General features: G+C 45.2%; 21 protein-coding genes, 1 pseudogene and 1 other annotated feature. Of the genes and pseudogenes, 15 read left to right on the top strand and 7 right to left on the bottom strand.

Translation table 11 applies throughout. The features are described 5' to 3' along the window. Window positions 1–169 precede the first annotated feature (169 nt). Window positions 170–271: pseudogene (locus AB6D93_RS13030) on the bottom strand (ribonuclease activity regulator protein RraA); the annotation flags it as partial. A gap of 47 nt (window positions 272–318) precedes the next feature. On the opposite strand from AB6D93_RS13030, the gene AB6D93_RS13025 reads away from it, so the two are divergent. Then, entirely contained in the window at window positions 319–804 is a 486-nt protein-coding gene (locus AB6D93_RS13025; protein WP_017059310.1) for a putative 4-hydroxy-4-methyl-2-oxoglutarate aldolase, read from the top strand. A 112-nt stretch (window positions 805–916) separates the two neighbouring features. Here the strand turns inward: AB6D93_RS13025 and AB6D93_RS13020 are convergent, their stop codons facing one another. Then, the gene (locus tag AB6D93_RS13020) at window positions 917–1,375 is read right to left on the bottom strand and encodes a hypothetical protein (RefSeq protein ID WP_017070076.1); all 459 of its coding nucleotides are present in this window, start codon (window positions 1,373–1,375) and stop codon (window positions 917–919) included. A 317-nt stretch (window positions 1,376–1,692) separates the two neighbouring features. Continuing rightward, window positions 1,693–1,811 (top strand) — a sequence feature (Thr leader region). 29 nt (window positions 1,812–1,840) lie between these two features. On the opposite strand from AB6D93_RS13020, the gene thrA reads away from it, so the two are divergent. The 3 genes from thrA to thrC are packed head-to-tail and all read left to right on the top strand — an operon-like array spanning window position 1,841 to window position 6,554. Further along, window positions 1,841–4,300: a bifunctional aspartate kinase/homoserine dehydrogenase I gene (thrA, locus tag AB6D93_RS13015; protein WP_017059312.1), complete on the top strand. Its 2,460-nt coding sequence runs from the start codon at window positions 1,841–1,843 to the stop codon at window positions 4,298–4,300. A gap of 17 nt (window positions 4,301–4,317) precedes the next feature. Beyond that, window positions 4,318–5,274, top strand: coding sequence for a homoserine kinase (thrB, locus tag AB6D93_RS13010; protein WP_032545653.1), 957 nt, complete (start codon window positions 4,318–4,320; stop codon window positions 5,272–5,274). Next, window positions 5,271–6,554 (top strand): threonine synthase, encoded by a 1,284-nt coding sequence (gene thrC, locus AB6D93_RS13005; RefSeq protein ID WP_017059314.1) that lies wholly within the window; start codon window positions 5,271–5,273, stop codon window positions 6,552–6,554. The genes thrB and thrC overlap by 4 nt, the downstream gene beginning before the upstream one ends. 77 nt (window positions 6,555–6,631) lie before the next feature. Here thrC and grcA read toward each other — a convergent pair whose 3' ends face one another. Then, window positions 6,632–7,009, bottom strand: a complete 378-nt coding sequence (gene grcA, locus AB6D93_RS13000) for an autonomous glycyl radical cofactor GrcA (RefSeq protein ID WP_017059315.1) — start codon at window positions 7,007–7,009, stop codon at window positions 6,632–6,634. Between the two features lie 326 nt (window positions 7,010–7,335). Between grcA and nfo the strand changes: the two genes are divergently transcribed. From nfo to AB6D93_RS12985, 3 genes are all read left to right on the top strand, one after another. After that, window positions 7,336–8,244, top strand: coding sequence for a deoxyribonuclease IV (gene nfo / locus AB6D93_RS12995; RefSeq protein ID WP_102319761.1), 909 nt, complete (start codon window positions 7,336–7,338; stop codon window positions 8,242–8,244). Between the two features lie 397 nt (window positions 8,245–8,641). Continuing rightward, window positions 8,642–9,322, top strand: coding sequence for a uracil-DNA glycosylase (gene ung, locus AB6D93_RS12990; protein WP_017059317.1), 681 nt, complete (start codon window positions 8,642–8,644; stop codon window positions 9,320–9,322). A gap of 86 nt (window positions 9,323–9,408) precedes the next feature. Next, complete coding sequence (locus AB6D93_RS12985) at window positions 9,409–9,960, top strand: hemerythrin domain-containing protein (RefSeq protein WP_017070073.1); 552 nt, start codon at window positions 9,409–9,411, stop codon at window positions 9,958–9,960. Window positions 9,961–10,111: 151 nt separating this feature from the next. Here AB6D93_RS12985 and AB6D93_RS12980 read toward each other — a convergent pair whose 3' ends face one another. After that, window positions 10,112–10,300, bottom strand: coding sequence for a DUF3545 family protein (locus tag AB6D93_RS12980; protein ID WP_017059319.1), 189 nt, complete (start codon window positions 10,298–10,300; stop codon window positions 10,112–10,114). A gap of 709 nt (window positions 10,301–11,009) precedes the next feature. On the opposite strand from AB6D93_RS12980, the gene AB6D93_RS12975 reads away from it, so the two are divergent. Next, complete coding sequence (locus tag AB6D93_RS12975) at window positions 11,010–12,437, top strand: sodium:alanine symporter family protein (RefSeq protein WP_032545312.1); 1,428 nt, start codon at window positions 11,010–11,012, stop codon at window positions 12,435–12,437. A 208-nt stretch (window positions 12,438–12,645) separates the two neighbouring features. Beyond that, window positions 12,646–13,422: a peroxide stress protein YaaA gene (gene yaaA / locus AB6D93_RS12970; RefSeq protein ID WP_017059322.1), complete on the top strand. Its 777-nt coding sequence runs from the start codon at window positions 12,646–12,648 to the stop codon at window positions 13,420–13,422. Window positions 13,423–13,555: 133 nt separating this feature from the next. Here yaaA and srmB read toward each other — a convergent pair whose 3' ends face one another. After that, window positions 13,556–14,821, bottom strand: a complete 1,266-nt coding sequence (srmB, locus tag AB6D93_RS12965) for an ATP-dependent RNA helicase SrmB (RefSeq protein ID WP_017059323.1) — start codon at window positions 14,819–14,821, stop codon at window positions 13,556–13,558. Between the two features lie 107 nt (window positions 14,822–14,928). Further along, a complete protein-coding gene (locus AB6D93_RS12960) occupies window positions 14,929–15,657 on the bottom strand; it encodes a tRNA1(Val) (adenine(37)-N6)-methyltransferase (protein ID WP_102332781.1) in 729 nt (242 codons plus the stop codon). 314 nt (window positions 15,658–15,971) lie between these two features. Between AB6D93_RS12960 and brnQ the strand changes: the two genes are divergently transcribed. Continuing rightward, complete coding sequence (brnQ, locus tag AB6D93_RS12955; protein WP_017059325.1) at window positions 15,972–17,285, top strand: branched-chain amino acid transport system II carrier protein; 1,314 nt, start codon at window positions 15,972–15,974, stop codon at window positions 17,283–17,285. Between the two features lie 146 nt (window positions 17,286–17,431). On the opposite strand, the gene fldB is transcribed toward brnQ, so the two are convergent. Next, the gene (fldB, locus tag AB6D93_RS12950) at window positions 17,432–17,953 is read right to left on the bottom strand and encodes a flavodoxin FldB (RefSeq protein ID WP_017062875.1); all 522 of its coding nucleotides are present in this window, start codon (window positions 17,951–17,953) and stop codon (window positions 17,432–17,434) included. A 150-nt stretch (window positions 17,954–18,103) separates the two neighbouring features. On the opposite strand from fldB, the gene xerD reads away from it, so the two are divergent. The 5 genes from xerD to lysS all read left to right on the top strand — a co-directional run bounded on the left by xerD (window position 18,104) and on the right by lysS (window position 24,606). Further along, window positions 18,104–19,018 (top strand): site-specific tyrosine recombinase XerD, encoded by a 915-nt coding sequence (gene xerD / locus AB6D93_RS12945; RefSeq protein WP_017059327.1) that lies wholly within the window; start codon window positions 18,104–18,106, stop codon window positions 19,016–19,018. Window positions 19,019–19,044: 26 nt separating this feature from the next. Beyond that, a complete protein-coding gene (locus AB6D93_RS12940) occupies window positions 19,045–19,824 on the top strand; it encodes a thioredoxin fold domain-containing protein (RefSeq protein ID WP_017067617.1) in 780 nt (259 codons plus the stop codon). An 80-nt stretch (window positions 19,825–19,904) separates the two neighbouring features. Next, window positions 19,905–21,641: a single-stranded-DNA-specific exonuclease RecJ gene (recJ, locus tag AB6D93_RS12935; protein ID WP_017059329.1), complete on the top strand. Its 1,737-nt coding sequence runs from the start codon at window positions 19,905–19,907 to the stop codon at window positions 21,639–21,641. A 235-nt stretch (window positions 21,642–21,876) separates the two neighbouring features. Next, window positions 21,877–22,975, top strand: a protein-coding gene (prfB, locus tag AB6D93_RS12930) for a peptide chain release factor 2 (protein ID WP_100208942.1) whose coding sequence is annotated in 2 segments (ribosomal slippage) — window positions 21,877–21,951 and window positions 21,953–22,975 — 1,098 coding nt in all. Because the reading frame shifts where the segments join, the coding sequence is not laid out codon by codon here. 98 nt (window positions 22,976–23,073) lie between these two features. Next, entirely contained in the window at window positions 23,074–24,606 is a 1,533-nt protein-coding gene (lysS, locus tag AB6D93_RS12925) for a lysine--tRNA ligase (protein ID WP_017059330.1), read from the top strand. Window positions 24,607–24,702: the final 96 nt, after the last annotated feature.

Below are 24,702 nucleotides of genomic sequence, written 5' to 3'. Positions count from 1 at the left end.
TGATTTACATCAATTGCCGTATCGCAACAAACTTTAATAGTATGGCTACAACTTAACCAATGTTATGGTGACTATTTAGCACCAAAACAAGAATGATTATTCGAGATGCTTCGCACATCTTGCCTGCTAAAGACCGGATTATGAACCAAGGAAGCTGAAAGCTGTCTTAAGAGTCTAGTAGATAAATATGCTCAATCAACTTTTATTGAGTAATAAATTGAGCATAGAACAATGAAAACAAAGGATTAATTTTAATAACATATAAAAGCATAGAGGCTAGCCTGACATAACCGGTAACGCCTTACTCACGGAGGATATATGCACGATATAACACCCGACTTGTGTGATGAGTTTGAAAGCGAAGTCACCCTACTGAACATGCCATTGCAGAACTTCGGCCAACGTGGTGCGTTCTTTGGAAAAATTGTAACAGTTCGTTGTTATCACGATAATTCCAAGGTTCGCGAGGTTTTAGAGACCGACGGCTGTGGCAAAGTGCTTGTCGTTGACGGAAATGGCTCATGCCAGAAGGCGCTGCTTGGCGATCAACTCGCTATTCTCGCGATAGAAAACGGTTGGGAAGGCGTGATTGTAAACGGTGCGGTGCGTGATGTAGGCATGATGTCGCAAATGGACCTTGGCGTTCAGGCGTTAGGTGCATCGCCATTCAAAACAGAGAAACGCGGTGTCGGCCAAGTGAATGTGACACTCTCTATACATAATCAACTGATTCAGCCTGGTGACTATATTTATGCCGATTGGAATGGCGTGTTAATTTCATCTGAGCTGTTAATTGAATCGTAACTGACTCAAATTGAATGCCGTTGATAGATTAGAACGGGGAATGGTTTGTGATGTACTAAAAGTTTGGATCTCAATCCGCACTAATCTGTTAATAAAGAACAAGCTAAAGAGACTAAAAGCGAAACCCTAGTCCCACTTCAACACCTTGCTGCCACTCTTCATAATCAAGGGTGGCATGCAAATCTAGGTTATCTGTTAGTTGCACTCGGCTGGAAACCTCTGCGGCTACCGATTTCTCATTGTCTTCGGTCTCGTCTTTATAGGTGTGTAGAGAACTGTTAAAAGAGACTCTTTCTGAGAACTGATAACTGACACCACTCAAGAATCCACTTTCCTGTTTCAGTGCCGCACTATTGATACGTGTACCGACGTAAAGATCCACATCTGAAAACAAGCTATAAGAGTAGCCACTGTCTATCTTCCAAGTATCGAAGCTTTCACTCGACGCGTTTTGTGTGGAGATAAAGAATTTATGAGAAGAACTATCGATCTGGCTGGGTAGTAGAGGCAAGCTATTCGCTGAACAAACAACAGGCATAGCAAAAGCCAAAAGAATAAGTAATCTCTTCATTTCCCACTCCTGATGTCATTATTATTGTTCTTCGAACGTTATCGTTCAATTAAAGCACAGAACTTGTACGTTCGCTGCACAATCGATATAGCATTTTGTTATGACTATATATGCAATTGATCACTCTTGCCTGTTCAATGAGCAAATCCAGTATCTTAAGTGAAGGTTTATACAGGGTGTTTTATCCCTTAAATGACGGTTTGCTCTGAAAAACGGTGCGAATGTAAAAAAAACGCAACTTTTCATTGACGTCCAGTGGTAAAAATTGATACACGTAGAGTAAAGCACAAGCAGAGAATTTGATATGCAGCACGTAAGCCACCTAGTAATGACCACAACCATTATTATTACCGACATTAACATTGTTGGGGCAGGCTGCTAAGTAACGGATTTTAAAAAAAAGGCCTGTATCCAACAAGATACAGGCCTTTTTTTGTACCATTTTTATGACTTATGGAGAAAGGGATGCGCGTTTTAAAGTTTGGAGGTTCATCATTAGCTGATGCAGATCGTTTTTTACGAGCGGCTGATATCATCGCTAATAATGCCCAGCAAGAAGAGCTAGCCGTTGTACTATCGGCTCCAGGAAAAACAACCAATAAGTTGGTCGCTGTTATTGAAGCTGCACTGAAAAATGGTGAAGCTGACGCACAGATTACAGAGATCGAATCTTCATTTAACACACTGTTTGCAGAGATCAAAGCGGTCGTGCCTTCTATCGATGGTGCCGCGTTTCAAGAGCAGGTGGATACCTCTCTTGCTCAGCTAAAGCAGTTCGTGAATGGCATCAACCTACTTGGTATGTGCCCGAACCACGTTAATGCTCGCATCATCAGTAAAGGTGAGCGAATCTCTATCCAGTTAATGAAAGCGGTACTGGAAGCGAAAGGCCAACCAGCAAGCCTGATTGACCCTGTCCAATACCTATACGCTAAAGGCGATCACCTTGAAGCTATGGTCGATGTGGATGTCTCTACTCAGAACTTCCAACAATCTCCACTTCCTAAAGGTCACGTTAACATCATGCCTGGCTTTACTGCGGGTAATGAAAAAGGTGAGCTAGTCACACTAGGTCGTAATGGTTCTGACTACTCAGCGGCTGTGTTAGCGGCGTGTCTACGTGCTGATTGCTGTGAAATCTGGACTGATGTCGATGGCGTTTACAACTGTGACCCACGCTTAGTTGATGATGCTCGTCTGCTCAAGTCTCTTAGCTACCAAGAGGCGATGGAGCTTTCTTACTTTGGTGCTTCGGTTCTACACCCGAAAACCATTGCTCCTATTGCGCAATTCCACATTCCTTGTCTGATCAAAAACAGCTTCAACCCACAAGGCGCAGGTACTTTGATTGGCCAAGACACTGGCGAAGATAACCTAGCAATCAAAGGTATTACGACGCTAAGTGACCTAACCATGGTTAACGTATCAGGCCCAGGCATGAAGGGCATGGTAGGTATGGCGAGTCGTGTATTCGGCGCGATGTCTTCTGCTGGCGTTTCTATTGTCCTTATTACTCAATCTTCTTCTGAGTACAGCATCAGCTTCTGTATTGAATCGGCTGATAAGGTGAAAGCGAAACAAGTGTTGTCAGACGCGTTTGAACTTGAACTTAAAGATGGCCTGTTAGAGCCGGTTGAGTTCATGGATGACGTTGCGATTGTAACGCTGGTGGGTGACGGTATGCGCACTTCACGTGGCGTAGCATCTCAGTTCTTCTCTTCTTTAGCTGAAGTGAACGTCAACATTGTTGCTATTGCTCAAGGTTCTTCAGAGCGCGCTATTTCAGCGGTTATCCCTGAAGACAAAATCTCTGAAGCAATCAAAGCGTGTCACGAGAACCTATTTAACTCTAAGCACTTCCTAGATGTATTCGTTGTGGGTGTCGGCGGTGTTGGTGGCGAGCTTGTTGACCAGATCCAACGTCAGCAAGGCAAACTGGCTGAAAAAGGCATCGTGATTCGCGTATGTGGTTTAGCAAACAGTAAAGGTTTGTTGCTAGACAGCGATGGTCTACCGTTAGAGCAGTGGCGTGACCGTATGTCGAGTGCGACTGAAGAGTTCAGCCTAGCGCGTTTAGCGGCTTTGGTTCAACGTAACCACATCATCAACCCAGTATTGGTTGATTGTACGTCTAGCGAAGGTATTGCGGCGCAGTACGCTGATTTCCTAGCGGCTGGTTTCCACGTAGTAACACCAAACAAGAAAGCAAACACCGCAAGCATGGCTTACTACCATCAGCTTCGTGAAGTTGCACGCAACTCACGTCGTAAGCTGATGTACGAGACAACAGTAGGTGCAGGTCTACCGGTCATCGAAAACCTACAGAACCTTATCTCTGCAGGTGATGAACTTGAGAAGTTCAACGGCATTCTTTCAGGTTCACTGTCTTACATCTTCGGCAAGCTTGATGAAGGTATGACACTGAGCCAGGCAACCAATATTGCAAAAGATAACGGCTTCACTGAACCGGATCCTCGAGATGATCTATCTGGTATGGATGTGGCGCGTAAGTTGCTTATTCTTGCTCGTGAAGCAGGCATGGCGCTTGAACTTGAAGATGTTGAAGTAGACCAAGCTCTGCCACCGGGTTTTGATGATTCAGGTACGGTTGAAGAGTTCATGGCTCGCCTACCAGAAGCGGATGCTTACTTCAAAGAGCAGTCAGCTATCGCAGCAGAAGAAGGTAAAGTACTTCGTTATGTGGGTGAAATCGCTGAAGGTAAGTGTAAGGTTCGTATCGCTGCTGTTGATGGCGACGACCCAATGTTCAAGATTAAAGATGGCGAGAACGCATTAGCATTCTACAGCCGTTACTACCAACCAATCCCTCTAGTACTGCGTGGCTACGGCGCGGGTACTGAAGTAACAGCTGCTGGCGTATTCTCTGATGTGATGCGTACTCTTGGTTGGAAATTAGGAGTTTAAGAATGAGTTCAAGTGATATGGATGTTGTCGTTTATGCTCCTGCATCAATCGGTAATGTCAGTGTAGGGTTTGATGTGCTGGGGGCCGCTGTGTCTCCAGTGGATGGCACGCTGCTAGGTGACCGAGTTATGGTTAAAGCCGGTGATGAACCATTCTCACTTAAAACTGCAGGCAGCTTTGTTTCTAAGCTGCCAACTGAAGCAAAAGAAAACATCGTTTACGACTGCTGGGTGGTGTTCTCGAGAGAGCTTGATAAAAAAGGCGTTACGCTAAAGCCTTTAGAAATGACACTAGAAAAGAACATGCCTATCGGTTCAGGTTTGGGTTCTAGTGCATGTTCAATCGTCGCGGCACTGGATGCGCTAAACCGTTTTCACGGTCAGCCCCTGAATGAAACTGAACTGCTTGCTCTGATGGGTGAAATGGAAGGCAAGATTTCAGGTGGTATCCACTACGATAACGTTGCGCCATGTTACCTTGGTGGTGTGCAGCTCATGCTTGAAGAGCTAGGCATCATCAGCCAAGAAGTACCGTGTTTTGACGACTGGTACTGGGTAATGGCTTATCCGGGTATTAAGGTTTCAACGGCTGAAGCGAGAGAGATCCTACCATCTCAATATCGTCGTCAGGATATTATTGCTCATGGTCGTCACTTAGCGGGCTTTATCCACGCGTGTCATTCAGGTCAACCTGAACTGGCGGCGAAGATGATCAAAGACGTGATCGCTGAACCATATCGTGAGAAACTGCTTCCAGGGTTTGCTGATGCTCGTAAATACGCGCTGTCAGCTGGGGCACTGGCTACTGGTATTTCTGGTAGTGGTCCAACTCTATTTAGCATTTGCAAAGAACAAGATGTCGCCGAGCGTGTTGCACGCTGGTTAGAACAAAATTACGTACAAAATGAAGAAGGATTCGTTCACGTTTGTCGCCTAGATAAGCAGGGTTCGATCGTTACAGGAAGTGAGTTATGAAACTGTACAACATCAAAGAAAATGATGAACAAGTCTCTTTTGGCCAAGCCGTTCGTCAAGGCTTAGGCCGTAATCAAGGTCTATTTTTCCCATCTGAACTGCCAAAGTTTGATGATATCGATGCTCTGCTAGCAGAGGACTTTGTCCCTCGTAGCTCAAAGATTCTGTCAGCATTGATTGGTGATGAATTACCAAAAGAACAGATCGACCAAATGGTGGATGCAGCGTTCCAATTCCCTGCACCAATCAACCAAGTAAAAGACGGCGTTTACGCGCTTGAGCTTTTCCACGGTCCAACACTGGCGTTTAAAGATTTCGGTGGCCGCTTTATGGCTCAATCTTTAGCAGCTGTTTCTGATGGTGGTCAAATCACTATCTTAACGGCAACATCAGGTGATACTGGTGCGGCGGTTGCGCATGCTTTCTACGGCATGGAAGACATCAATGTTGTGATTCTTTACCCGAAAGGCAAGATCAGCCCACTGCAAGAGAAGCTGTTCTGTACGCTTGGCAAGAACATCCACACTGTGGCGATTGATGGTGACTTTGATGCGTGTCAGGCTCTAGTTAAAGACTCATTTGATGACGCTGAACTGCGTAAAGAGATCGGTCTTAATTCGGCAAACTCGATCAACATCAGCCGTTTAATGGCTCAGATCTGTTACTACTTTGAGGCGGCTTCTCAGCTGACTAAAGAGCAACGTGAAAACCTCGTTATCTCTGTACCAAGTGGTAACTTTGGTAACCTAACGGCTGGTCTATTGGCTAAAGCGCTAGGTCTACCTGTTAAGCGTTTTATCGCAGCAACTAACGAAAATGACACTGTTCCTCGTTACCTAGAAACAGGTCAATGGGATCCAAAACCGACTGTTGCGACAACATCGAACGCGATGGACGTAAGCCAACCAAACAACTGGCCTCGTATCGAAGAGCTTTGCCAACTGAAAGGTTGGGGCTTAGATACACTAGGCAAAGGTAAAGTATCTGACGAGCAGAGCGCTGAGTCAGTTCGCGACCTAAAAGCACAAGGTTACCTATGTGAACCACATGGTGCGATTGCTTACCGTCTACTGGAAGAGCAACTGCAAGAGAACGAAACTGGCTTGTTCCTGTGTACAGCACACCCAGCGAAATTCAAAGAAGTGGTTGATGACATCCTAGGTTCTGATATCGAACTGCCTGGCCCGCTAGCAAAACACGCGGCGATGGAATTGTTGTCTGAAGATCTTGATAACGATTTTGAAGCGCTAAAAGCTGTGCTTCGTCGAGTTCAACCGTAACGTCCATTTGTTTTTCGAACAAATAAAAACGGCGCTCAATGAGCGCCGTTTTTGTATTCTAATTTAAGCTCTAAAAATTATAGAGACTCAGTGAACGTACGTGCGATAACGTCACGTTGCTGTTCAGTTGTTAGAGAGTTGAAACGTACAGCGTAACCCGATACACGGATAGTTAGCTGTGGGTAGTTCTCTGGGTGAGCAACTGCATCTTCTAGCGTTTCACGCTTAAGAACGTTAACGTTTAGGTGTTGGCCACCTTCGATGCGTGGTGCTGCTTCGATTGCAACTTCACGGCTTTCGTACTCGCCTAGGTCTGCAGCTGAGATAACTTGGTCAGCTTCGAAACCTGCAGTAGCAACAACACAACGAGCTTCATTCTTCTCGCTATCTAGTAGCCAGATTGAGTTTAGTAGGTCATCGTTTGCTGCTTTAGTAATTTGAATACCTTGGATCATAACTATCTCCTAGTCCACTGAATGTGGTTTGATTATGGTGTTAACTTTCGATTTTTATTGAGCTGGGTAATGTATACCTAATATTAGTAAGGTTAACATTGATTTAAGTCAAAAAACAACCAAAAACCATATTTTTACAAAGGTGATTATATTGAGGTAAATCAATAAAACCTTTGAAAACAAAGTAATTACAAAATATTTTAAAGTATAAAAAATATTTAACAGCCATATTTGTTGTAAGTTTACTACATTTGTTGTGTTTTTATTGAACTACAACCGATACGACCCTTTATTTATTAAGCATTCTGAAAGTGTAAAGTGATTTAATGACAAACAATAATTCATCCTCAAAACCGGAAACAAATATTAAGTTTATTGGCGCTCATGTGTCGGCTGCTGGTGGTGTTGATCAGGCGCCTATGCGTGCACGTGAAATAGGTGCCAATGCGTTTGCACTGTTTACCAAGAACCAGAGACAGTGGGCGGCAAAACCACTAGAAGCGAAAACCATTAGTGCCTTTAAAGCCAATTGCAAAATGTTGGGCTACGGTGCTGAGCACATTCTTCCTCATGACTCCTACCTTATTAACCTAGGAGCGCCAGAAGAAGAGAAGCTAGAGAAATCACGCGCGGCTTTTATTGATGAAATGGAGCGTTGTAATCAACTTGGACTAACGCTTTTGAATTTTCATCCTGGGAGTCATTTAAAGAAAATCTCAGAAAGCGAATGTTTGGCGAAGATCGCTGAATCGATCAACCTAGCTCATCAAGCGGTACCTGACGTAATCGCAGTGATCGAGAATACGTCTGGGCAGGGCACTAATCTGGGTTGGAAGTTTGAACATCTAGCAGAGATTATCGAACAGGTAGAAGATAAGTCACGTGTTGGTGTGTGCTTAGACACCTGCCATACGTTTACTGCTGGCTATGACTTACGTACAAAAGAGGCGTGTGAGCATACTTTTGCTGAGTTCGACCGCATCGTGGGTATGCACTATCTAAGAGCAATGCACATCAATGATTCAAAAGCTGAGTTCGCGAGCCGAGTCGATCGACACCATTCTTTAGGAAAAGGCGAAATTGGCTGGGATTGTTTTGAGTATATTGCCTCTGATTCTCGCTTTAATGGTATCCCTCTTATCTTGGAAACCATTGATTCGACGATCTGGAAAGAGGAAATTCAACAACTTAGAATGTTTCATCGCTCAGCAACGCTAGCGAGCGAACAAGCGTAATAATAGAGGGGGAAATTTATTTCCGTCTATTTCTAAAAATTGGCACCTTTCTTTCATAGTATTAAAGTGAATATGTAGTTCACGATGTCTTAGAGGAGGTGCCTTTATGTATTCAATCACCCAAACTTCAACTATTGCTGTCGCACGCCGTTTACCTACACCAAACCGTCACGTGCATAACCACGGCCACCATCGTACACAGCAGAAAAGTGGTTAATCGAGATAAGCACAACTTGAACTGATTATTATGATTCATCAACAAGTGAACCCTACACATCATGTTTATTGATAGCTGTATGAGGTATAACTAGAGCCTTATTTAGGACAGTTAGCCGATACAGCTATTTTTTTGTCTGGCGAAAGCCGCTAGAAACCTTGATGATTGGGAAGTAAAACGATGACCGCACCAAAGACTTGGGAATCCATTATTAATGATGAACGTGATAAAGAGTACTTTCAGAGTGTCCTCGCGTTTGTTGAACAGCAACGTAATAGTGGTAAAACCGTCTACCCGCCACAAGAACAGGTGTTCAGTGCCTTTGATATGACGCCTTTCGAATCCGTGCGAGTGGTTATCTTAGGGCAAGATCCTTATCACGGTGCTAACCAAGCTCACGGCTTAGCATTCTCAGTGCTTCCTGGTGTGAAAATCCCACCTTCTCTACGCAATATGTACAAAGAGCTTGCACAAGATATAGAGGGCTTTGAGATTCCTAGTCATGGTTATCTCGATTCTTGGGCATCGCAAGGGGTGTTGATGTTGAACACAGTCCTTACAGTCGAAGAGGCAAAAGCACACTCACATGCTAAGTGTGGCTGGGAAACCTTTACCGATGCCATTATTGCTGAGCTCAATCAGCGCTCTGAACCGATCATCTTTTTGTTGTGGGGCGCACACGCCCAGAAGAAAGGTCAAGCGATTGATGACGACAAGCATCATGTGTTGGTTGCACCTCACCCATCGCCATTATCGGCACGCCGTGGATTCTTCGGTTGTCAGCATTTCTCTACAACCAACAAGCTGCTTTCTTCTATGGATCAACAACCTATTGACTGGCGTTTACCAACAGAAGTGTAGGTTGGTGGTTTTCTGAGCAGGGTCAAATCATAAATCAGCATATTCGTATACACTTATAAATAGTAGGTGTAATGGAGTGCAATACTATGATGATTGAAAGGATAAGACGAGAGCATGGCTATATGGCTCGTTTACTCGCGATACTCAACAGTAAGTTAGAGTTTCTGAAACAGGAGCGAGAAATAAACTATAGCCTGATCGCAGAGGTGGTTCATTACCTTATGAACCATTCAGACAAAGTGCATCACCCTAAAGAAGACGTCATTTATCGCTACTATCTTAAGCAATATGGCAGCGAGCAAGCGATTGAAGACTTGGAGTTAGAGCATCAATTGCTTTCTGAGAAAACGGCGGACTTTTTAGGTTTGGTCGATATGATCCTTCAAGATGCGGTGGTTCCTCAGCAAGTCTTTATTGAGCAGCTTGAAGCGTTTGTTAAGGCTCAGCGAAAGCACATGGAATATGAAGAGAAGCATGTGCTACCCATGATTGTTGAGGCGTTCACGGTGAAAGATTGGCAAGAAGTGGAGTCTCAATGGCTTCAACCGGAAGATGACCCTGTTTTTGGAGAGACCATCGCCGATCAATATCGCCAACTCGCGGCTCGGGTTCGACAAAATGAACAAGAGTGTGTTTAGCCCGTTGTAATGTTGAGGTGCACCTATTTTTGGTGTCCTCTATATTAGAGGGTTGGTTTCCAAATGGCGCTTTGAGCGGATTAACTACCTCAAAAAATAAAAAAGGCACCTATATAGGTGCCTTTTGCTATCTGATTTCTTATCGTGCTGATTAAAGTTTTATATCGTCAAGGCTAAAATCAAGACCTAGGTTCATCTCTCTCAGCTCTTTCTCAAGCTGCCTACGATCGTTGATGGCTTCGATTTCACGCCACTTACGCTTGAGTGGTTTCGAGCGTGATTTTTGAGTTACACGAGGCATTTCTAGTTCTGATACTTCATCGAATTGAAAGCTATCCATAAGCCATATCTCCTTCCGTGGGACTAGTTCTTACGAACCAATAAATATCATATTTAGGTTCACAATAACTTTGATTTGTTTCTCATTTGTTTCAAATCCATGAAGCTTTTGTTCTATTTTCTTATGCATGCTCACACATTGTGAGAATTATTATGTATAAAAAACAGGCAAACAAACCTAAGTAAACGATTAAATTGGGGGTTATTGAATGTTAATTCATTGTGCGAATGGAATAGCGTTTTGACTACAATGCATTGAAGTGCACATGGTACCGTGCGGTATAGGGATCTCATTGGCCTAGAAAAAAACGAAGATCTTCACTATACCTTGTAAAACCTAGGCTGACGTCATTTTTATAGGATGGTGTTCTTGTTGGGGTAGTGCCGTGGCTGTTGTTGATATTATGTCCCGATAATGTGACTTTTATTGGGCTGCATTGTTCAAAGTTGTGTTAACAAAAGGTGTGTTATTAGTGAAATGTCATTTTAATATAAGTGTATTTGCATATTGATTTTTAGGCCGTCTCGCTGCATTATCCGCCCGTCAAAAAATACACTGATACGTAAAATGGATGCATGAAGCGACATTTACAGTCTCAATCGCCGCAAGAATATAACAAGAGTGCCGACACAACATTGACAGAGGCATAGGCGATTAAGAGGAAGGCTAGGAAGCATGATCGGTGCTTAAACTCAATTACGAGGTTCACGTGACAGACTTAATCAATTTGATGAACGATCTCCTTTGGGGATCTATCTTAGTTTACTTACTGGTTGGTGTGGGTATCTACTTCACTGTACGACTAGGCTTCATTCAATTCCGCCATTTCGGCCACATGTTCTCTGTTCTTAGAAACAGCCGTAAAGCAGACAGTGCTGGTATCTCTTCTTTCCAAGCTCTTTGTACTAGTCTCGCTGCTCGTGTAGGTACGGGTAACATGGCAGGTGTTGCTGTAGCACTAACCGCTGGTGGCCCTGGTGCTATCTTCTGGATGTGGCTAATCGCAATGCTAGGTATGGCAACATCGTTTGCAGAAAGCACACTGGCACAGCTATACAAAACGCGTGATAACGACGGTAACTACCGCGGCGGCCCTGCATACTACATGGAGAAAGGCCTAGGCATGCGTTGGATGGGGGTTCTATTCTCTATCTTCCTCATCATTGCATTTGGTCTTGTATTCAACGCGGTTCAAGCGAACGCGATTGCAAGCGCAATGAATACGGCATTCGACCTTGAGCGTAGCTACGTTGGTGTTGGTATCGTAATCATCTCTGCGTTCGTTATCTTCGGTGGTATCCGTAAGATTGCACGCACAGCAGAAATCATCGTTCCAATCATGGCATTGGCTTACCTAGCGATCGCTATGTACGTGATGTTCGCGAACATCGAGAAAGTACCTGAAGTACTGGCTCTTATCTTCAAGAGTGCATTCGGTCTGCAAGAAGCAGCAGCGGGTGGCCTAGGTTACGCAATCGCACAAGCGATGATTAACGGCATCAAACGTGGTTTGTTCTCGAACGAAGCGGGTATGGGTTCTGCGCCAAACGCAGCAGCTTCTGCTACGCCTTACCCACCGCACCCAGCATCACAAGGTTACGTGCAAATGCTAGGCGTGTTCATGGATACCATTGTTATCTGTTCAGCAACAGTCGCAATCATCCTGATGTCTGGTGAGTATGTACCACACGGTGAAGTAACGGGTATCGAACTAACGCAACGTGCACTAACAGCACAAGTGGGCGAATGGGGCGGCATTTTTGTAGCGGTAGCGATTTTCTTCTTCGCTTTCACTTCAATCATTGCAAACTACTCGTACGCTGAAACGAACCTTATCTTCCTTGAGCACAACAACAAGAAGGGCCTAGTGCTGTTCCGTATCGTTGTTCTGGGTATGGTTATGTTCGGTTCTCTAGCGACGTTACCAACGGTATGGGCACTGGCTGACGTATCGATGGGCCTAATGGCGATTGTTAACTTGGTGGCGATTATCCTGCTATCAGGTATCGTGATTAAGCTAGCGAAAGACTACAACCGCCAACTAGACGCGGGTAAAGTACCAACATTCGATTCGAATGACTTCCCAGAGCTTAAGTCTCAGCTGGAAGACGGTATTTGGGACAACAACAAGAAGTAATCTTGTTGGAGCGATAAACGGCTCATCCTAAAGTGATTAGAAAGGCTAAGGTTTCGACCTTAGCCTTTTTGTTTGCCTGTCATTTGTCTCATTCTGTCTATCGAAGCTCATTCTCCCTATCGAAGTAATAGGAACAGTCATAAAGACAAGTTGATGTTTTTTCTATACTCTAGCAGCATCCAGTTAGATAACCGATTAGGGTAAAGTTATGTTAGTTGTCGTTTCTCCAGCCAAAACACTTGATTACGAATCACCATTAGCGACGGAACGCTTTAGTCAGCCTGAGTTTGTTGAACACTCTGCTGAGCTGATTGAAGAGTGCCGCAAACTGACGCCAGTAGATATTTCTGCACTGATGAAAGTCAGCGATAAAATCGCAGGGTTGAACGTAGCGCGCTTTGAGCAGTGGAGCGAGACCTTTACCCAAGACAACGCACGCCAAGCAATCCTAGCCTTTAAAGGCGATGTATACACTGGCCTAGACGCTGAAACGCTATCGGATGAAGATTTTGACTACGCACAAGACCACCTGCGCATGCTTTCTGGGTTATATGGCTTGCTTAAGCCGTTGGATTTGATGCAGCCATACCGCCTAGAGATGGGTACACGCTTAGCCAATGCTCGTGGTACTAACTTGTACCAGTTCTGGGGCAACATCATCACAGACAAGCTCAATGAAGCGTTGAATGCTCAAGGCGACAATGTGTTGATCAATCTAGCGTCGAACGAATACTTTAAAGCCGTGAAGCCGAAGAACTTGGATGGCCAAGTGATTACCCCTGTATTCAAAGACTGCAAGAACGGTCAGTACAAGGTGATCAGTTTCTACGCGAAGAAAGCGCGTGGCATGATGGCTCGCTACATCATCGAGAACAAGATCGACTCGGTTGAGGCGCTGACCCAGTTTGATACGGCGGGCTACTACTTCGTTGAAGAAGAGTCGAACGCGAAAGAGCTTGTCTTTAAGCGCGAAGAGCAAAACTAGTAGTCCTTGGCTAACGAGTAGCTCTCGGTTTTAGCCTGTAGTTAATATTAGAGACCGAGACAGGCCAGATAGAGAAAAGCCCCATGCAGCGAACTGCATGGGGCTTTTTTATTGAATCGTTGAAGCTGGTAGATTACTTCTTCTTTGCTGCTTTCTTTTTCTTCGCGATTTTTTTCTTCTTCGCGATTTTTTGTTTCTCTACCGCTTTCTTATCTTCTTTCTTCGGCTTCTTCTTCTTAGTCACGGCCGCTTTCTTATGCGTAGGGCGCATGCCTTCAATAAAGCGTTCTTTGATTGGTTCGTCTGTGTAACGAGCCACACGCTCAATCATTAGTTGATCGTGCGCTTCAATGATAGAAACCGCGTTACCTTTTTTACCAGCACGAGCAGTACGGCCAATACGGTGTAGGTATACGTCAGCAGTACGTGGCATGTCGTAGTTGATTACGTGGCTTACGTCTGGAAGGTCGATACCACGAGCAGCAACGTCAGTCGCTAGTAGTACGTTTACAGAGCCGTCACGGAAACGAGCAATCGCGTTGTTACGACGATCTTGAGGCATTTCACCTTGGATCCACGCACATGGAATTTGCGCGCTTTCAAGTTGAGCTCGTAGATCACCTAGACGATCACGCGTCTTCAAGAATACGATGCTGCGCTCAGCTTGCTCTGTGATGACGTGCTTTAGGATGTTCAGCTTGTGCTCTGCTGTGTCTGCACGGTGGTACCACTGAGTGATCTTCTTACGCTCACGAAGTGATGATTTCGCATCGATCTCCGCTGGGTTTTTCAGTAGATCTTCAGTGAAGCCTTCAATGCCTTTACCTTCTAGCGTTGCTGAGAACAGTAAAGTTTGTTTACGCCAGCGACACTCTGCAGACAGACGGTCAACAACAGGACCAAAGCCCATGTCTAGCATGCGGTCGGCTTCATCTAGAACCAGCCATTCAATCGCACGACAGTCAAAACGCTCGCCTTCAATGTATTCCATCAAACGGCCAGGTGTTGCTACTACGATATCTTGAGTGGTACTTAAGATATCTGCGTGCTCTTGGTACATCACACCGCCCGTGATCGTGAAGATATTTAGGCTGGTGTATTTAGCAAGCTCACGTGCTTGTTCGGTGATCTGCATTGCTAGCTCACGCGTTGGCGTCAGGATAAGCATACGTGCAGGGCCAGATTTCTTACGTGGGAAATCCAGTAGGTATTGCAGTGCTGGCAATACAAATGATGCTGTTTTACCAGTACCTGTTGGCGCAGAAGCCAAAACGTCTCTTCCATCTAACGCTTGTGGGATTGCTTCAGCTTGTATCTGTGTTGGACGTTCGTAGCCCATTTCGTCAATTGCTTTAAGCAGCTCTTGGTTTAGATCGAGTTCTGCAAAGGTTCTGATCACTGTTGTTTCTCCACAAGCAATAAATGTTTCTGCCTCAAAAAGCAGACGATAAAAAAGAGTAGTCGGACATTATAGAAGCATTAGTGATTAGGATCACATGGTATTTGCTACATCTTGAGATAAAAATCTTTAGTGAGCGCAATAAATGCTTCGCTATAACCACCTTGATGGTGAATTGTAAGCGATTCGCGCTGCAAATCTTGCTCGCAAGCAGGATCTTTAGATAACTCGAATAAAATTCGGCTAGCTGGCTTTTTATCTGTTGTTTTTACATCAAGGTGTTTTGCTAGATACCAACCACATTGCTCGGCAAGCTTGATAAAACCTTCCCCCTCAGGCGTCGGTAGGATGAAACTGGCAGTCGCGGCGTCGGTTGTTATCTCGAAACAACGCTGGGCAAGCGCTAAATGATCCAAGCTGTCGGTGTGCCTGGCGGTGGCTCTTTGGCTTTGCTGCGCCTGTTCTCCAGAGTTGAAGTAGGGCGGGTTACAGATGATCGCATCAAACCTTTGTGGAAAGTCGGTTGTTAACACGCTGCCGTGATCAAGGGAGATACGATTTTGCCAAGGCGACTGCTCAATATTGACAGTGGCAGCATCAATAGCGTGTTGATCAATATCTATCGCAGAGATTGAAGCATCTTCAAAACGCTGCGCAGCCATCAAAGCCAGCAGACCTGTCCCGGTTCCAATATCGAGTACACATGATCTTTGTGGCAGGCTTACCCAAGCGCCAAGTAATACGCCATCGGTACTGACTGGCATACCGCTTTTCCCGCCGTAAATTGAGAATTGCTTAAAATTAAAGCTTTTAGTTTGCACTGTTTTGTCTTTCATTAATGTTCTGAGTATCGAGATATTTTAAGTGATTAGCTCTAATGTTAACCGCTTGTATGAATCAATGTTCTGCTTGGAAGAATATTGTTGTGCATTATGGTTAGTTTATAATTGTGGCTATTTTTCTATAGCTAGTGGAATCCACTGCTTTTTGTTCTCATATGCAAATTTATATGGTGTTTTTGTGTGGTGACTTGCAGCTAGCCAGTTGTTTCGTCATTATGCGCGACTATTTTATAGATTGATTGGCAGCTTTGAGCTGTAACATTCATGTAAGCACAACATAAATTCATAAATATAATTAAGGATTATCTGTGAAACAGAGTCTAAAACTAACAGATATAATGGCATTGGGCTTTATGCTTTTTGCGTTTTTCTTGGGTGCGGGTAACATCATCTTCCCACCTCTAGCTGGCCAATTAGCCGGTGATCACTTCCTTCCAGCGATGTCTGGTTTTCTGCTGACTGCCGTTGGTCTGCCGTTAATCACTATCGTCGCGGTCGCAGTGGCTGGTGGCTCTTGGGGTCACTTAACTAAAGATCTTCCTAAGAAAGCAGCAACCATCATGGCTGTACTGATCTTTATCATTATCGGTCCTGCATTTGCTGCACCGCGTACTGGCCTTGTTGCCTATGAGATGGCGGTGAAACCGTTCTTCATCGATGCCTCTCAAGCTCACCTAACTCTCTTTTCGATTGCATTTTTTGCAGTAGCGATGTTCTTCTCATGGTCGCAAGGTAAGCTTATTGACGTCATTGGTAAGGTGCTAACACCTGCACTGTTCGTTGGTTTGGTTGTGCTGGCGATTGCTGTATTCGTTAACCCTCAAGGCGATATTCTTGCGGCTCACGGTGAGTACATCACTCAACCACTAACCAAAGGTTTCCTTGAAGGCTACAACACCATGGATACTTTTGCTTCTTTGATGTTTGGTATGCTGATTGTTGATGCGATTCGTAGCAAGGGCATTACTGACCGTGCAGCGACGACTAAGTACCTAATTAGCGCGGGTTGTATTGCCGCAGCGGGTCTGGCGTTTGTTTACATCTCTCTATTTTTCCTAGGCGCAACAAGTGCAACAGTCGCAGCTGGTGCAGACAATGGCGGTGCTATTTTAAGCCTATACGTTCAATCGTTGTTTGGTCCTTCTGGTCAGCTAGTGCTTTCTGTGATCGTACTATTAGCATGTCTAACTACGGCGATTGGCCTTGTGTCAGCATGTTCTGATTACTTCAGCTCGCTAACGCCTCTGTCTTACAAGACTTGGGTAATCATCAATGGTGTAGCTTGTGCAACCGTTGCGAACGTTGGTCTTTCTCAACTGATTTCTCTGTCTGTTCCAGTACTGTTTGCACTGTACCCAGTCGCTATCGCGTTGGTTGCTCTGACATTCTTACGTAGCCGTTTCCCTAATCCAAAAGCGGCTTACCGCGTAGTGGTATTAGTGTCACTGCTGTTTGCTCTTATTGATGGCGCTAAAGTAGCGGGTGTAGACGTGTCTGCACTTAAGATGCTGCCACTGTTTGAGATCGGTATGGGTTGGTTGCTTCCAACAACGGCTGCAATCATCTGTATGTTCTTTGTTGGCAAGTCAACAGAACAAGAGATGGCTGAAGAGACTGTTTAATCTTCCGTTGAGATTAGATTGTCCTTCGAGATGAAATAGAAAAGGCCTCATTACTTCGCAGTAATGAGGCCTTTTTGTATTCTGTGGTCTTTTTATATCCAGCTAGTTACTTGGTTAGCTACTTAGCCGGGAGTACTTCTGTTTGGTTATAGCTTTTCGCTGTACTCAACCAGTACTTGCTCAACCCAGCTTGCGATACGGTCGTCGCTTAGCTCGTATTGTGAATCTTCATCAAGCGCCAAACCAACGAATTGAGATTTGTCTTCGGTTAACGCTTTAGACGCTTCGAACTCGTAGCTGTCATCGTTTGGCCAGAAGCCAACAAACTCTGCACCCGCGGTTTTCAGTTCATCATGCAATAGACCCATCGCATCTAGGAACCATTCGCCGTAGCCTTCTTGGTCACCCAAACCAAACAGAGCCACAACCTTGCCTTTCATAGGCGTGGTTGCGATGTCTTCCCACAGTTCATTCCAATCTTCTTGGATTTCACCGAAGTCCCAAGTCGAGATGCCCAGCAATAAAAGGTCGTAGTCCGCCATCAATGAAAGAGGGCTTTCTTTCACGTTATGGATATCAACTAGGTCTTCACCAATAATGCCGCGAATTTTCTCTGCTGCCATTTCTGTGTAGCAGGTGGTTGAGCCGTAAAATAATCCAATTTTCATAGCAAACGTTCGATTTTAATTTCAGATGGCGAATTCTAACCATAAATCGACTTCGATTGCAGCGATTATCCGCTCAAGTCGTAATTTTTATGGCATTCATATTTGCTCTGGCATACTCTCAAAACAGTTTCCAATATTGTGAGTAACACTATGCAGTCGCCTCAAGGGCAGAGCGCAGACCACGGTCTCGTTGAGCAGTTTTTAGATGCTATGTGGATGGAGCGAGGATTATCGGAGAATACGCTTGTCTCGTACCGTACCGATTTGTCCAAGTTATTAGCGTGGATGGAAAAGAACAATTACCGCCTCGACTTCATTAGCCTTTCAGGTTTACAGGATTATCAAGGCTGGTTAGCCGACGCCGATTTTAAGCAGACCTCTCGTGCCCGTATGTTGTCGGCGATTCGTCGCTTGTTCCAATATTTGCACCGCGAGAAAATCAGAGGCGATGATCCAAGTGCCTTGTTGATCAGCCCGAAGCTGCCGCAACGCTTGCCGAAAGATTTGAGCGAAGAGCAGGTTGATGCTTTGCTCGATGCGCCAGATCCGAACGATCCGATTGAGCTTCGCGATAAGGCGATGCTTGAGTTACTCTATGCAACCGGTTTGCGTGTGACAGAACTGGTTAGCTTGACGATGGAAAACATCAGCCTAAGACAGGGCGTGGTGCGTGTTATTGGTAAGGGTGGCAAAGAGCGCTTAGTACCAATGGGCGAAAATGCGGTGGATTGGATAGAGACTTTTATTGAACAAGGTCGTCCACATCTACTTGGCGAAAACAGTTCTGATGTGGTTTTTCCGAGTAAACGCGCCAAGCAAATGACCCGTCAGACGTTCTGGTATCGTATTAAGCACTACTCGGTCGTCGCTGGGATCGATACAGAGCTGTTGTCACCACACGTATTGAGACACGCTTTTGCGACGCATTTACTGAACTATGGCGCAGATCTCAGGGTCGTACAGATGTTACTTGGGCATAGTGACTTATCGACAACCCAAATTTATACTCACGTGGCGACTGAAAGGCTGAAGCAAATTCACGCGCAGCATCACCCACGTGCTTAAATCCATTTATTTTTAAGGTGAACTTAATGAGCGTATTACGCCGTCTTCCTCTACTAGCGCTTCCTCTTATGATTACTGCATGTAATGCATCAGAAGCGAAAGTAGAAACAACATCAACAGCCGTAGAAGCTGCTCCAGCTCAAGCTATTGATACAGCTGCGTTAACTAAGCGTTTTGAAAAAATCGGTATTAAGGTCGATAAGATTGTGCCTTCGGATATCGATGGTCTTTTAGAAGTTCAAACCAACAGCGGCATTATCTTTTCTTCTCCAGAGGGCGATCACTTTCTAGCCGGCACTCTTTACTCTTTGGATGAAAACGGAAAGTTCAGTGATGTTTTGGCTGAGCGTCAAGCTCCGCTGAATGCTGAAAAAGTCGCGGCGATGTCGGATACGGTTATTGAATACAAAGCCGATAACGAAAAGTATGTTGTGACGGTATTTACTGACATTACGTGTGGCTACTGTGTTCGTCTGCACAGCCAAATGCAGGGCTACAACGATCTGGGTATTACCGTTCGTTACATGGCTTACCCACGCCAAGGTGCGACAGGGCAAGTTGCCGATCAAATGGCAGCAATCTGGGCTTCAGATGATCCAAAAACAGCGATGCATGACGCTAAAGTAAATCGTCAAATGCCAGCGTCTGGTAAAGATCTAGCAGAGCAAAAGCAGATCATTTCTAAACAGTACCAATTAGGTCGTGAGCTTGGCATCAATGGCACACCGGCTATCGTGCTAGCAAGTGGTGAGTTGGTGAGTGGTTACTTACCGCCAGCACAACTTCTTCAACGTTTAGAGCAATAATCTCGTTTTCTGTATTGCCAATTTATCCCCCATGTTTTTGATTTAAGGAGTGGCCTGATTGATATCGGGCCCATTTTTATATGATAGAGATCCAACGCCGTCCTGAGGTCGACATTTCAGTCTTACCTGCTCACTTACCTGACTTGTTAAAGCGCATTTATGTGAGTCGTGGAATCGACAGTGCCGACCAACTAGAGACAGCAGCGAAAGGCTTGCACTCTTATCAAAAACTGGGCGGCATTGATGCTGCGGTTGAGCTGTTGTTCAAAGCTATTCAGCAGCAAAAACGCATCATCATTGTTGGTGACTTTGATGCCGATGGCGCGACCAGCTCGGCGCTGTCTGTTTTAGCGTTACGTATGCTCGGCAGCTCTAACGTCGACTATCTGGTACCAAACCGTTTTGAAGATGGTTATGGCTTGAGCCCTGAGGTTGTTGAACAGGCAATCGAGCTTGGTGCTGAAGTGATCATGACGGTCGACAACGGTGTATCTTCAATTGAAGGTGTTCGCTTTGCTAAAGAGAAAGGGCTAGAGGTTCTGGTTACCGATCATCACTTGCCGGGCAATGAACTGCCAATGGTCGATGCTATGGTTAACCCAAACCTTGAAAGTTGTGCTTTTCCTTCGAAAGCCCTAGCGGGGGTTGGTGTCGCTTTTTACCTGATGATGGCATTGTGTGTTCACATGCGTAAATTGGGTTGGTTTGCAGAGCGCGGCATGACAGAACCTAAGTTGATGGAACTGATTGACCTTGTGGCGCTGGGTACGGTTGCCGACGTGGTTCCACTCGATGAAAACAACCGAATTTTAGTTCATCAAGGTTTGCAACGTATTCGTGCGGGTAAAGCTCGTCCGGGCATTCAAGCCTTGATCGAAATTGCTAAGCGAGACGCTAAGCGTTTGGTGGCGTCTGACTTTGGCTTTGCTCTTGGTCCTCGTATCAATGCAGCTGGTCGATTAGACGACATGTCTTTTGGTGTTGAGCTGCTAATGAGTAACAACATCCATGCGGCTCGTCGAATGGCGAGTGAGTTAGATGGCTTGAACCAAACACGTAAAGAGATCGAAGAGGGTATGAAGCAAGAAGCGATGGCTTTTTGTGAGCGCCTTGAATTTGGTAAAGACGACCTACCTTCTGGCTTGGCACTATTCCAACGTGATTGGCACCAAGGTGTGATTGGTATTTTGGCTTCGCGTATCAAAGACAAATACCACCGCCCAGTGATTGCGTTTGCAGATGGCGGCGAAGGCAGTATCAAAGGTTCATGTCGTTCAATTCCTGGTCTGCACATGCGTGATGCATTGGACCGAATTGATACTCAAAACCCTGGCTTGATTCTTAAATTTGGTGGCCACGCAATGGCGGCTGGTTTAACCATCATGGAAAAGGACTTTGAACGCTTCAGCAAGCTGTTCAATGATGTGGTGAAGAATGAACTTGGAGAAACAGCACTGAAGGGCATTATCTTGTCTGATGGTGAGCTGTTACCAGAAGAGTTCTCGATGCACACCGCTGAAACGCTGCGTTCAGGTGGCCCGTGGGGACAAGCTTTCCCTGAGCCAATCTTCGATGGTGAGTTTAAAGTGCTGCACCAAAAGCTGGTGGGTGAAAAGCACCTTAAGCTGATGCTTGAGCCGCTCTACAAAGGCCACCCAACCAATGTGATGATTGACGGTATTGCCTTTAACGTCGACCTACGTCGCTGGCCTGATGCATCAGTAAAAACCGTTCATCTTGCATTTAAGCTCGATATCAACGAATTTCGCGGCAACCAATCGTTGCAGCTGATGATTGATCATATCGAAGCCAAATAGTGATTTTGGGCTCAATAATGCTCATCATATAGTGCCAAATTCAACAAGCTCTGTTCAAAAACAGGGCTTGTTTTCCTTCCTGCCCTTACAAAATTTACGTGTTTTTTATGCCTGTCAATTTTATATCCCATTAAGTTGTTGAATCTTGGTTCACCACTCTAAAAAATTCTGTATCTCCGTCACACTTTTGAGTACAATTCTTCGGTTAAATTCTACTCATAAATGATGAGCTAAAATGTTTGAAATCAATCCTATAAAAAACCGTCTGCAGGATGTGTCTGAGCGCACAAATATCCTGAGGGGGTATCTTTGACTATGACGCTAAGAAAGAGCGTCTAGAAGAAGTAAACGCAGAATTAGAACAACCGGATGTATGGAACGAACCTGAGCGTGCTCAAGCGCTAGGTAAAGAACGTTCTGCATTGGAAGCGGTAGTAGAAACGATCGACCAACTTGACCAAGGTGTTGAGGATGTTGATGGCCTATTAGAGCTTGCGGTTGAAGAAGAAGATCAAGAAACGTTCGATGAAATTGAACCAGAACTGGCCGAGCTTGAAGCTAAGCTAGAGAAGCTGGAATTCCGTCGTATGTTCTCTGGTGATCACGATGCATCAGATTGCTACATCGATTTACAGTCAGGTTCGGGCGGTACAGAAGCTCAAGACTGGACTTCAATGATGTTGCGCATGTACTTACGTTGGGCAGATTCGAAAGGCTTCAAGACTGAAGTTATCGAAGTGTCGGATGGCGATGTTGCTGGCCTTAAAGGCGCAACGGTACGTATTTCTGGTGAGTATGCTTACGGTTGGTTACGCACAGAGACTGGTGTTCACCGTCTAGTTCGTAAGTCACCATTTGATTCAAGTGGTCGTCGTCATACTTCATTTGCATCTGCGTTTATCTATCCTGAGATTGATGACAACATTACGATCGACATTAATCCTTCTGACCTACGTATTGACGTATACCGTGCCTCTGGCGCTGGTGGTCAGCACGTAAACACCACGGAATCAGCGGTACGTATTACTCACGTTCCGACTAACACTGTGGTTCAGTGTCAGAATGACCGTTCGCAGCATAAGAACAAAGATCAAGCGATGAAGCAGCTACGTGCTAAGCTTTTTGAACTTGAGATTCAAAAACAAAATGCTGAAAAACAAGCGAGCGAAGAGACGAAATCAGACATCGGTTGGGGCAGTCAAATCCGCTCTTACGTGCTGGATGATTCTCGTATCAAAGATTTACGCACCGGCATCGAAAACCGTAATACTCAAGCGGTTCTTGACGGTGACTTAGACAAGTTTATTGAAGCTAGCCTGAAATCAGGTCTGTAAGCTTTATCAACTATTAAGCTTTACCAATAATATTGGTAAAAATGCCTATATTTGCAAAAATATAGCGGTCCAAATTTTAAAAGCAGGGTACATCTCTAATGACTGATGCTGTTCAAAACGAAAACGCACAAGAAGCTTCTTCACCTGAAGAGAACAAACTAATCGCTGAGCGCCGCAGCAAGCTGGATCACATCCGCCAAAACTGCAAAGCTAACGGTCACCCAAATGACTTCCGTCGTGAGCACCTAGCTGGCGATCTTCAAGCGGAATTCGGTGAGAAGACTAAGGAAGAGCTAGAAGAGCTTAACCACATCGTTGCGATCGCTGGTCGTGTTATGGCGAAGCGTGGTCCATTCCTTGCGATTCAAGAAACTTCTGGTCGTATCCAAGCATACGCAGCGAAAGACGTTCAAAAAGTACTGAAAGAGAAGTACCAAGGCCTAGATATCGGTGACATCATCGGTGTTAAAGGTGCGCTTCACAAATCAGGTAAAGGCGACCTTTACGTGAACATGGAAGAGTTTGAATTGCTGACTAAAGCACTTCGTCCTCTACCAGAGAAGTTCCACGGTCTAACTGACCAAGAGATGCGTTACCGTCAGCGTTACGTTGACCTAATCGTGAACGAAGATTCTCGTAATGCATTCATCGTGCGTTCTAAGCTTGTATCTTCAATCCGTAACTTCATGAGCGCGAAAGGCTACCTAGAAGTTGAAACGCCAATGATGCACGTGATCCCGGGTGGCGCAACTGCACGTCCGTTCATCACTCATCACAATGCACTAGACATCGACATGTACCTACGTGTTGCACCAGAGCTTTACCTTAAGCGTCTAGTGGTGGGTGGTTTTGACCGTGTATTCGAGATCAACCGTAACTTCCGTAACGAAGGTCTATCTCCACGTCACAACCCAGAATTCACAATGATGGAATTCTACCAAGCGTACTCTGACTACAAAGACCTTATGGATCTGACAGAAGAGATGCTAAGCACGGCAGCAATGGACGTTCTTGGTTCTACTTCTATGCCTTACGGTGACGAAACGGTTGAGTTCGGTGGCACTTACGCTCGCATGAGCATGTTCGATGCAATCAAACACTACAACCCTGAGCACGCTGAGATTCAAGCGCTAACAGAAGCAGACCTACAAGACCGTGAAAAGATGGTTGCTATCGCAAAATCTGTACACGTAGACGTAGAAACGTTCTGGACATGTGGTCAGCTTCTAGAAGAGATCTTTGGTGAAACGGCTGAGCCTCAGCTAATTCAACCAACGTTCATCACTGGCTACCCAGCGGACATCTCTCCTCTAGCTCGTCGTAGCGATGACAACCCGTTCTTCACAGACCGTTTTGAGTTCTTCATCGGTGGCCGTGAAGTTGCGAATGGTTTCTCTGAGCTTAACGATGCACAAGACCAAGACGAGCGTTTCAAAGCGCAAGTTAACGCGAAAGACGCGGGTGATGACGAAGCGATGTACTACGATGCAGACTACATTACTGCACTAGAGCACGGCCTACCGCCAACAGCGGGTCAAGGTATCGGTATCGACCGTCTAGCAATGCTATTTACAAACACGCACACAATCCGTGACGTGATCTTGTTCCCGGCAATGCGTCCACAGGCGTAATTCTCGCTTATAGGGCGTAACAGCCTATGTAATTAAAAAGCCACTGAAGAGTGGCTTTTTCTGTTTTGGGGCTTCAAAACCTAGTCTGTACCGCAC

The organism is Vibrio sp. 10N.247.310.23, assembly GCF_041467155.1.
In the GTDB taxonomy this organism is placed as follows: Bacteria; Pseudomonadota; Gammaproteobacteria; order Enterobacterales; family Vibrionaceae; genus Vibrio; species Vibrio crassostreae_C.
The sequence above is the reverse complement of the archived record's forward strand: the minus strand, read 5'-3'. Positions and strand labels throughout refer to the sequence as shown.

What these genes read in the sequence shown, in the direction of transcription:
- AB6D93_RS13025 (WP_017059310.1), top strand. Translation starts at nt 319, where the DNA reads ATGCACGATATAACACCCGACTTGTGTGATGAGTTTGAAAGCGAAGTC.
- AB6D93_RS13020 (WP_017070076.1), bottom strand. Translation starts at nt 1,375, where the DNA reads ATGAAGAGATTACTTATTCTTTTGGCTTTTGCTATGCCTGTTGTTTGT.
- thrA (WP_017059312.1), top strand. Translation starts at nt 1,841, where the DNA reads ATGCGCGTTTTAAAGTTTGGAGGTTCATCATTAGCTGATGCAGATCGT.
- thrB (WP_032545653.1), top strand. Translation starts at nt 4,318, where the DNA reads ATGGATGTTGTCGTTTATGCTCCTGCATCAATCGGTAATGTCAGTGTA.
- thrC (WP_017059314.1), top strand. Translation starts at nt 5,271, where the DNA reads ATGAAACTGTACAACATCAAAGAAAATGATGAACAAGTCTCTTTTGGC.
- grcA (WP_017059315.1), bottom strand. Translation starts at nt 7,009, where the DNA reads ATGATCCAAGGTATTCAAATTACTAAAGCAGCAAACGATGACCTACTA.
- nfo (WP_102319761.1), top strand. Translation starts at nt 7,336, where the DNA reads ATGACAAACAATAATTCATCCTCAAAACCGGAAACAAATATTAAGTTT.
- ung (WP_017059317.1), top strand. Translation starts at nt 8,642, where the DNA reads ATGACCGCACCAAAGACTTGGGAATCCATTATTAATGATGAACGTGAT.
- AB6D93_RS12985 (WP_017070073.1), top strand. Translation starts at nt 9,409, where the DNA reads ATGATGATTGAAAGGATAAGACGAGAGCATGGCTATATGGCTCGTTTA.
- AB6D93_RS12980 (WP_017059319.1), bottom strand. Translation starts at nt 10,300, where the DNA reads ATGGATAGCTTTCAATTCGATGAAGTATCAGAACTAGAAATGCCTCGT.
- yaaA (WP_017059322.1), top strand. Translation starts at nt 12,646, where the DNA reads ATGTTAGTTGTCGTTTCTCCAGCCAAAACACTTGATTACGAATCACCA.
- AB6D93_RS12960 (WP_102332781.1), bottom strand. Translation starts at nt 15,657, where the DNA reads ATGAAAGACAAAACAGTGCAAACTAAAAGCTTTAATTTTAAGCAATTC.
- fldB (WP_017062875.1), bottom strand. Translation starts at nt 17,953, where the DNA reads ATGAAAATTGGATTATTTTACGGCTCAACCACCTGCTACACAGAAATG.
- xerD (WP_017059327.1), top strand. Translation starts at nt 18,104, where the DNA reads ATGCAGTCGCCTCAAGGGCAGAGCGCAGACCACGGTCTCGTTGAGCAG.
- AB6D93_RS12940 (WP_017067617.1), top strand. Translation starts at nt 19,045, where the DNA reads ATGAGCGTATTACGCCGTCTTCCTCTACTAGCGCTTCCTCTTATGATT.
- recJ (WP_017059329.1), top strand. Translation starts at nt 19,905, where the DNA reads ATGATAGAGATCCAACGCCGTCCTGAGGTCGACATTTCAGTCTTACCT.
- lysS (WP_017059330.1), top strand. Translation starts at nt 23,074, where the DNA reads ATGACTGATGCTGTTCAAAACGAAAACGCACAAGAAGCTTCTTCACCT.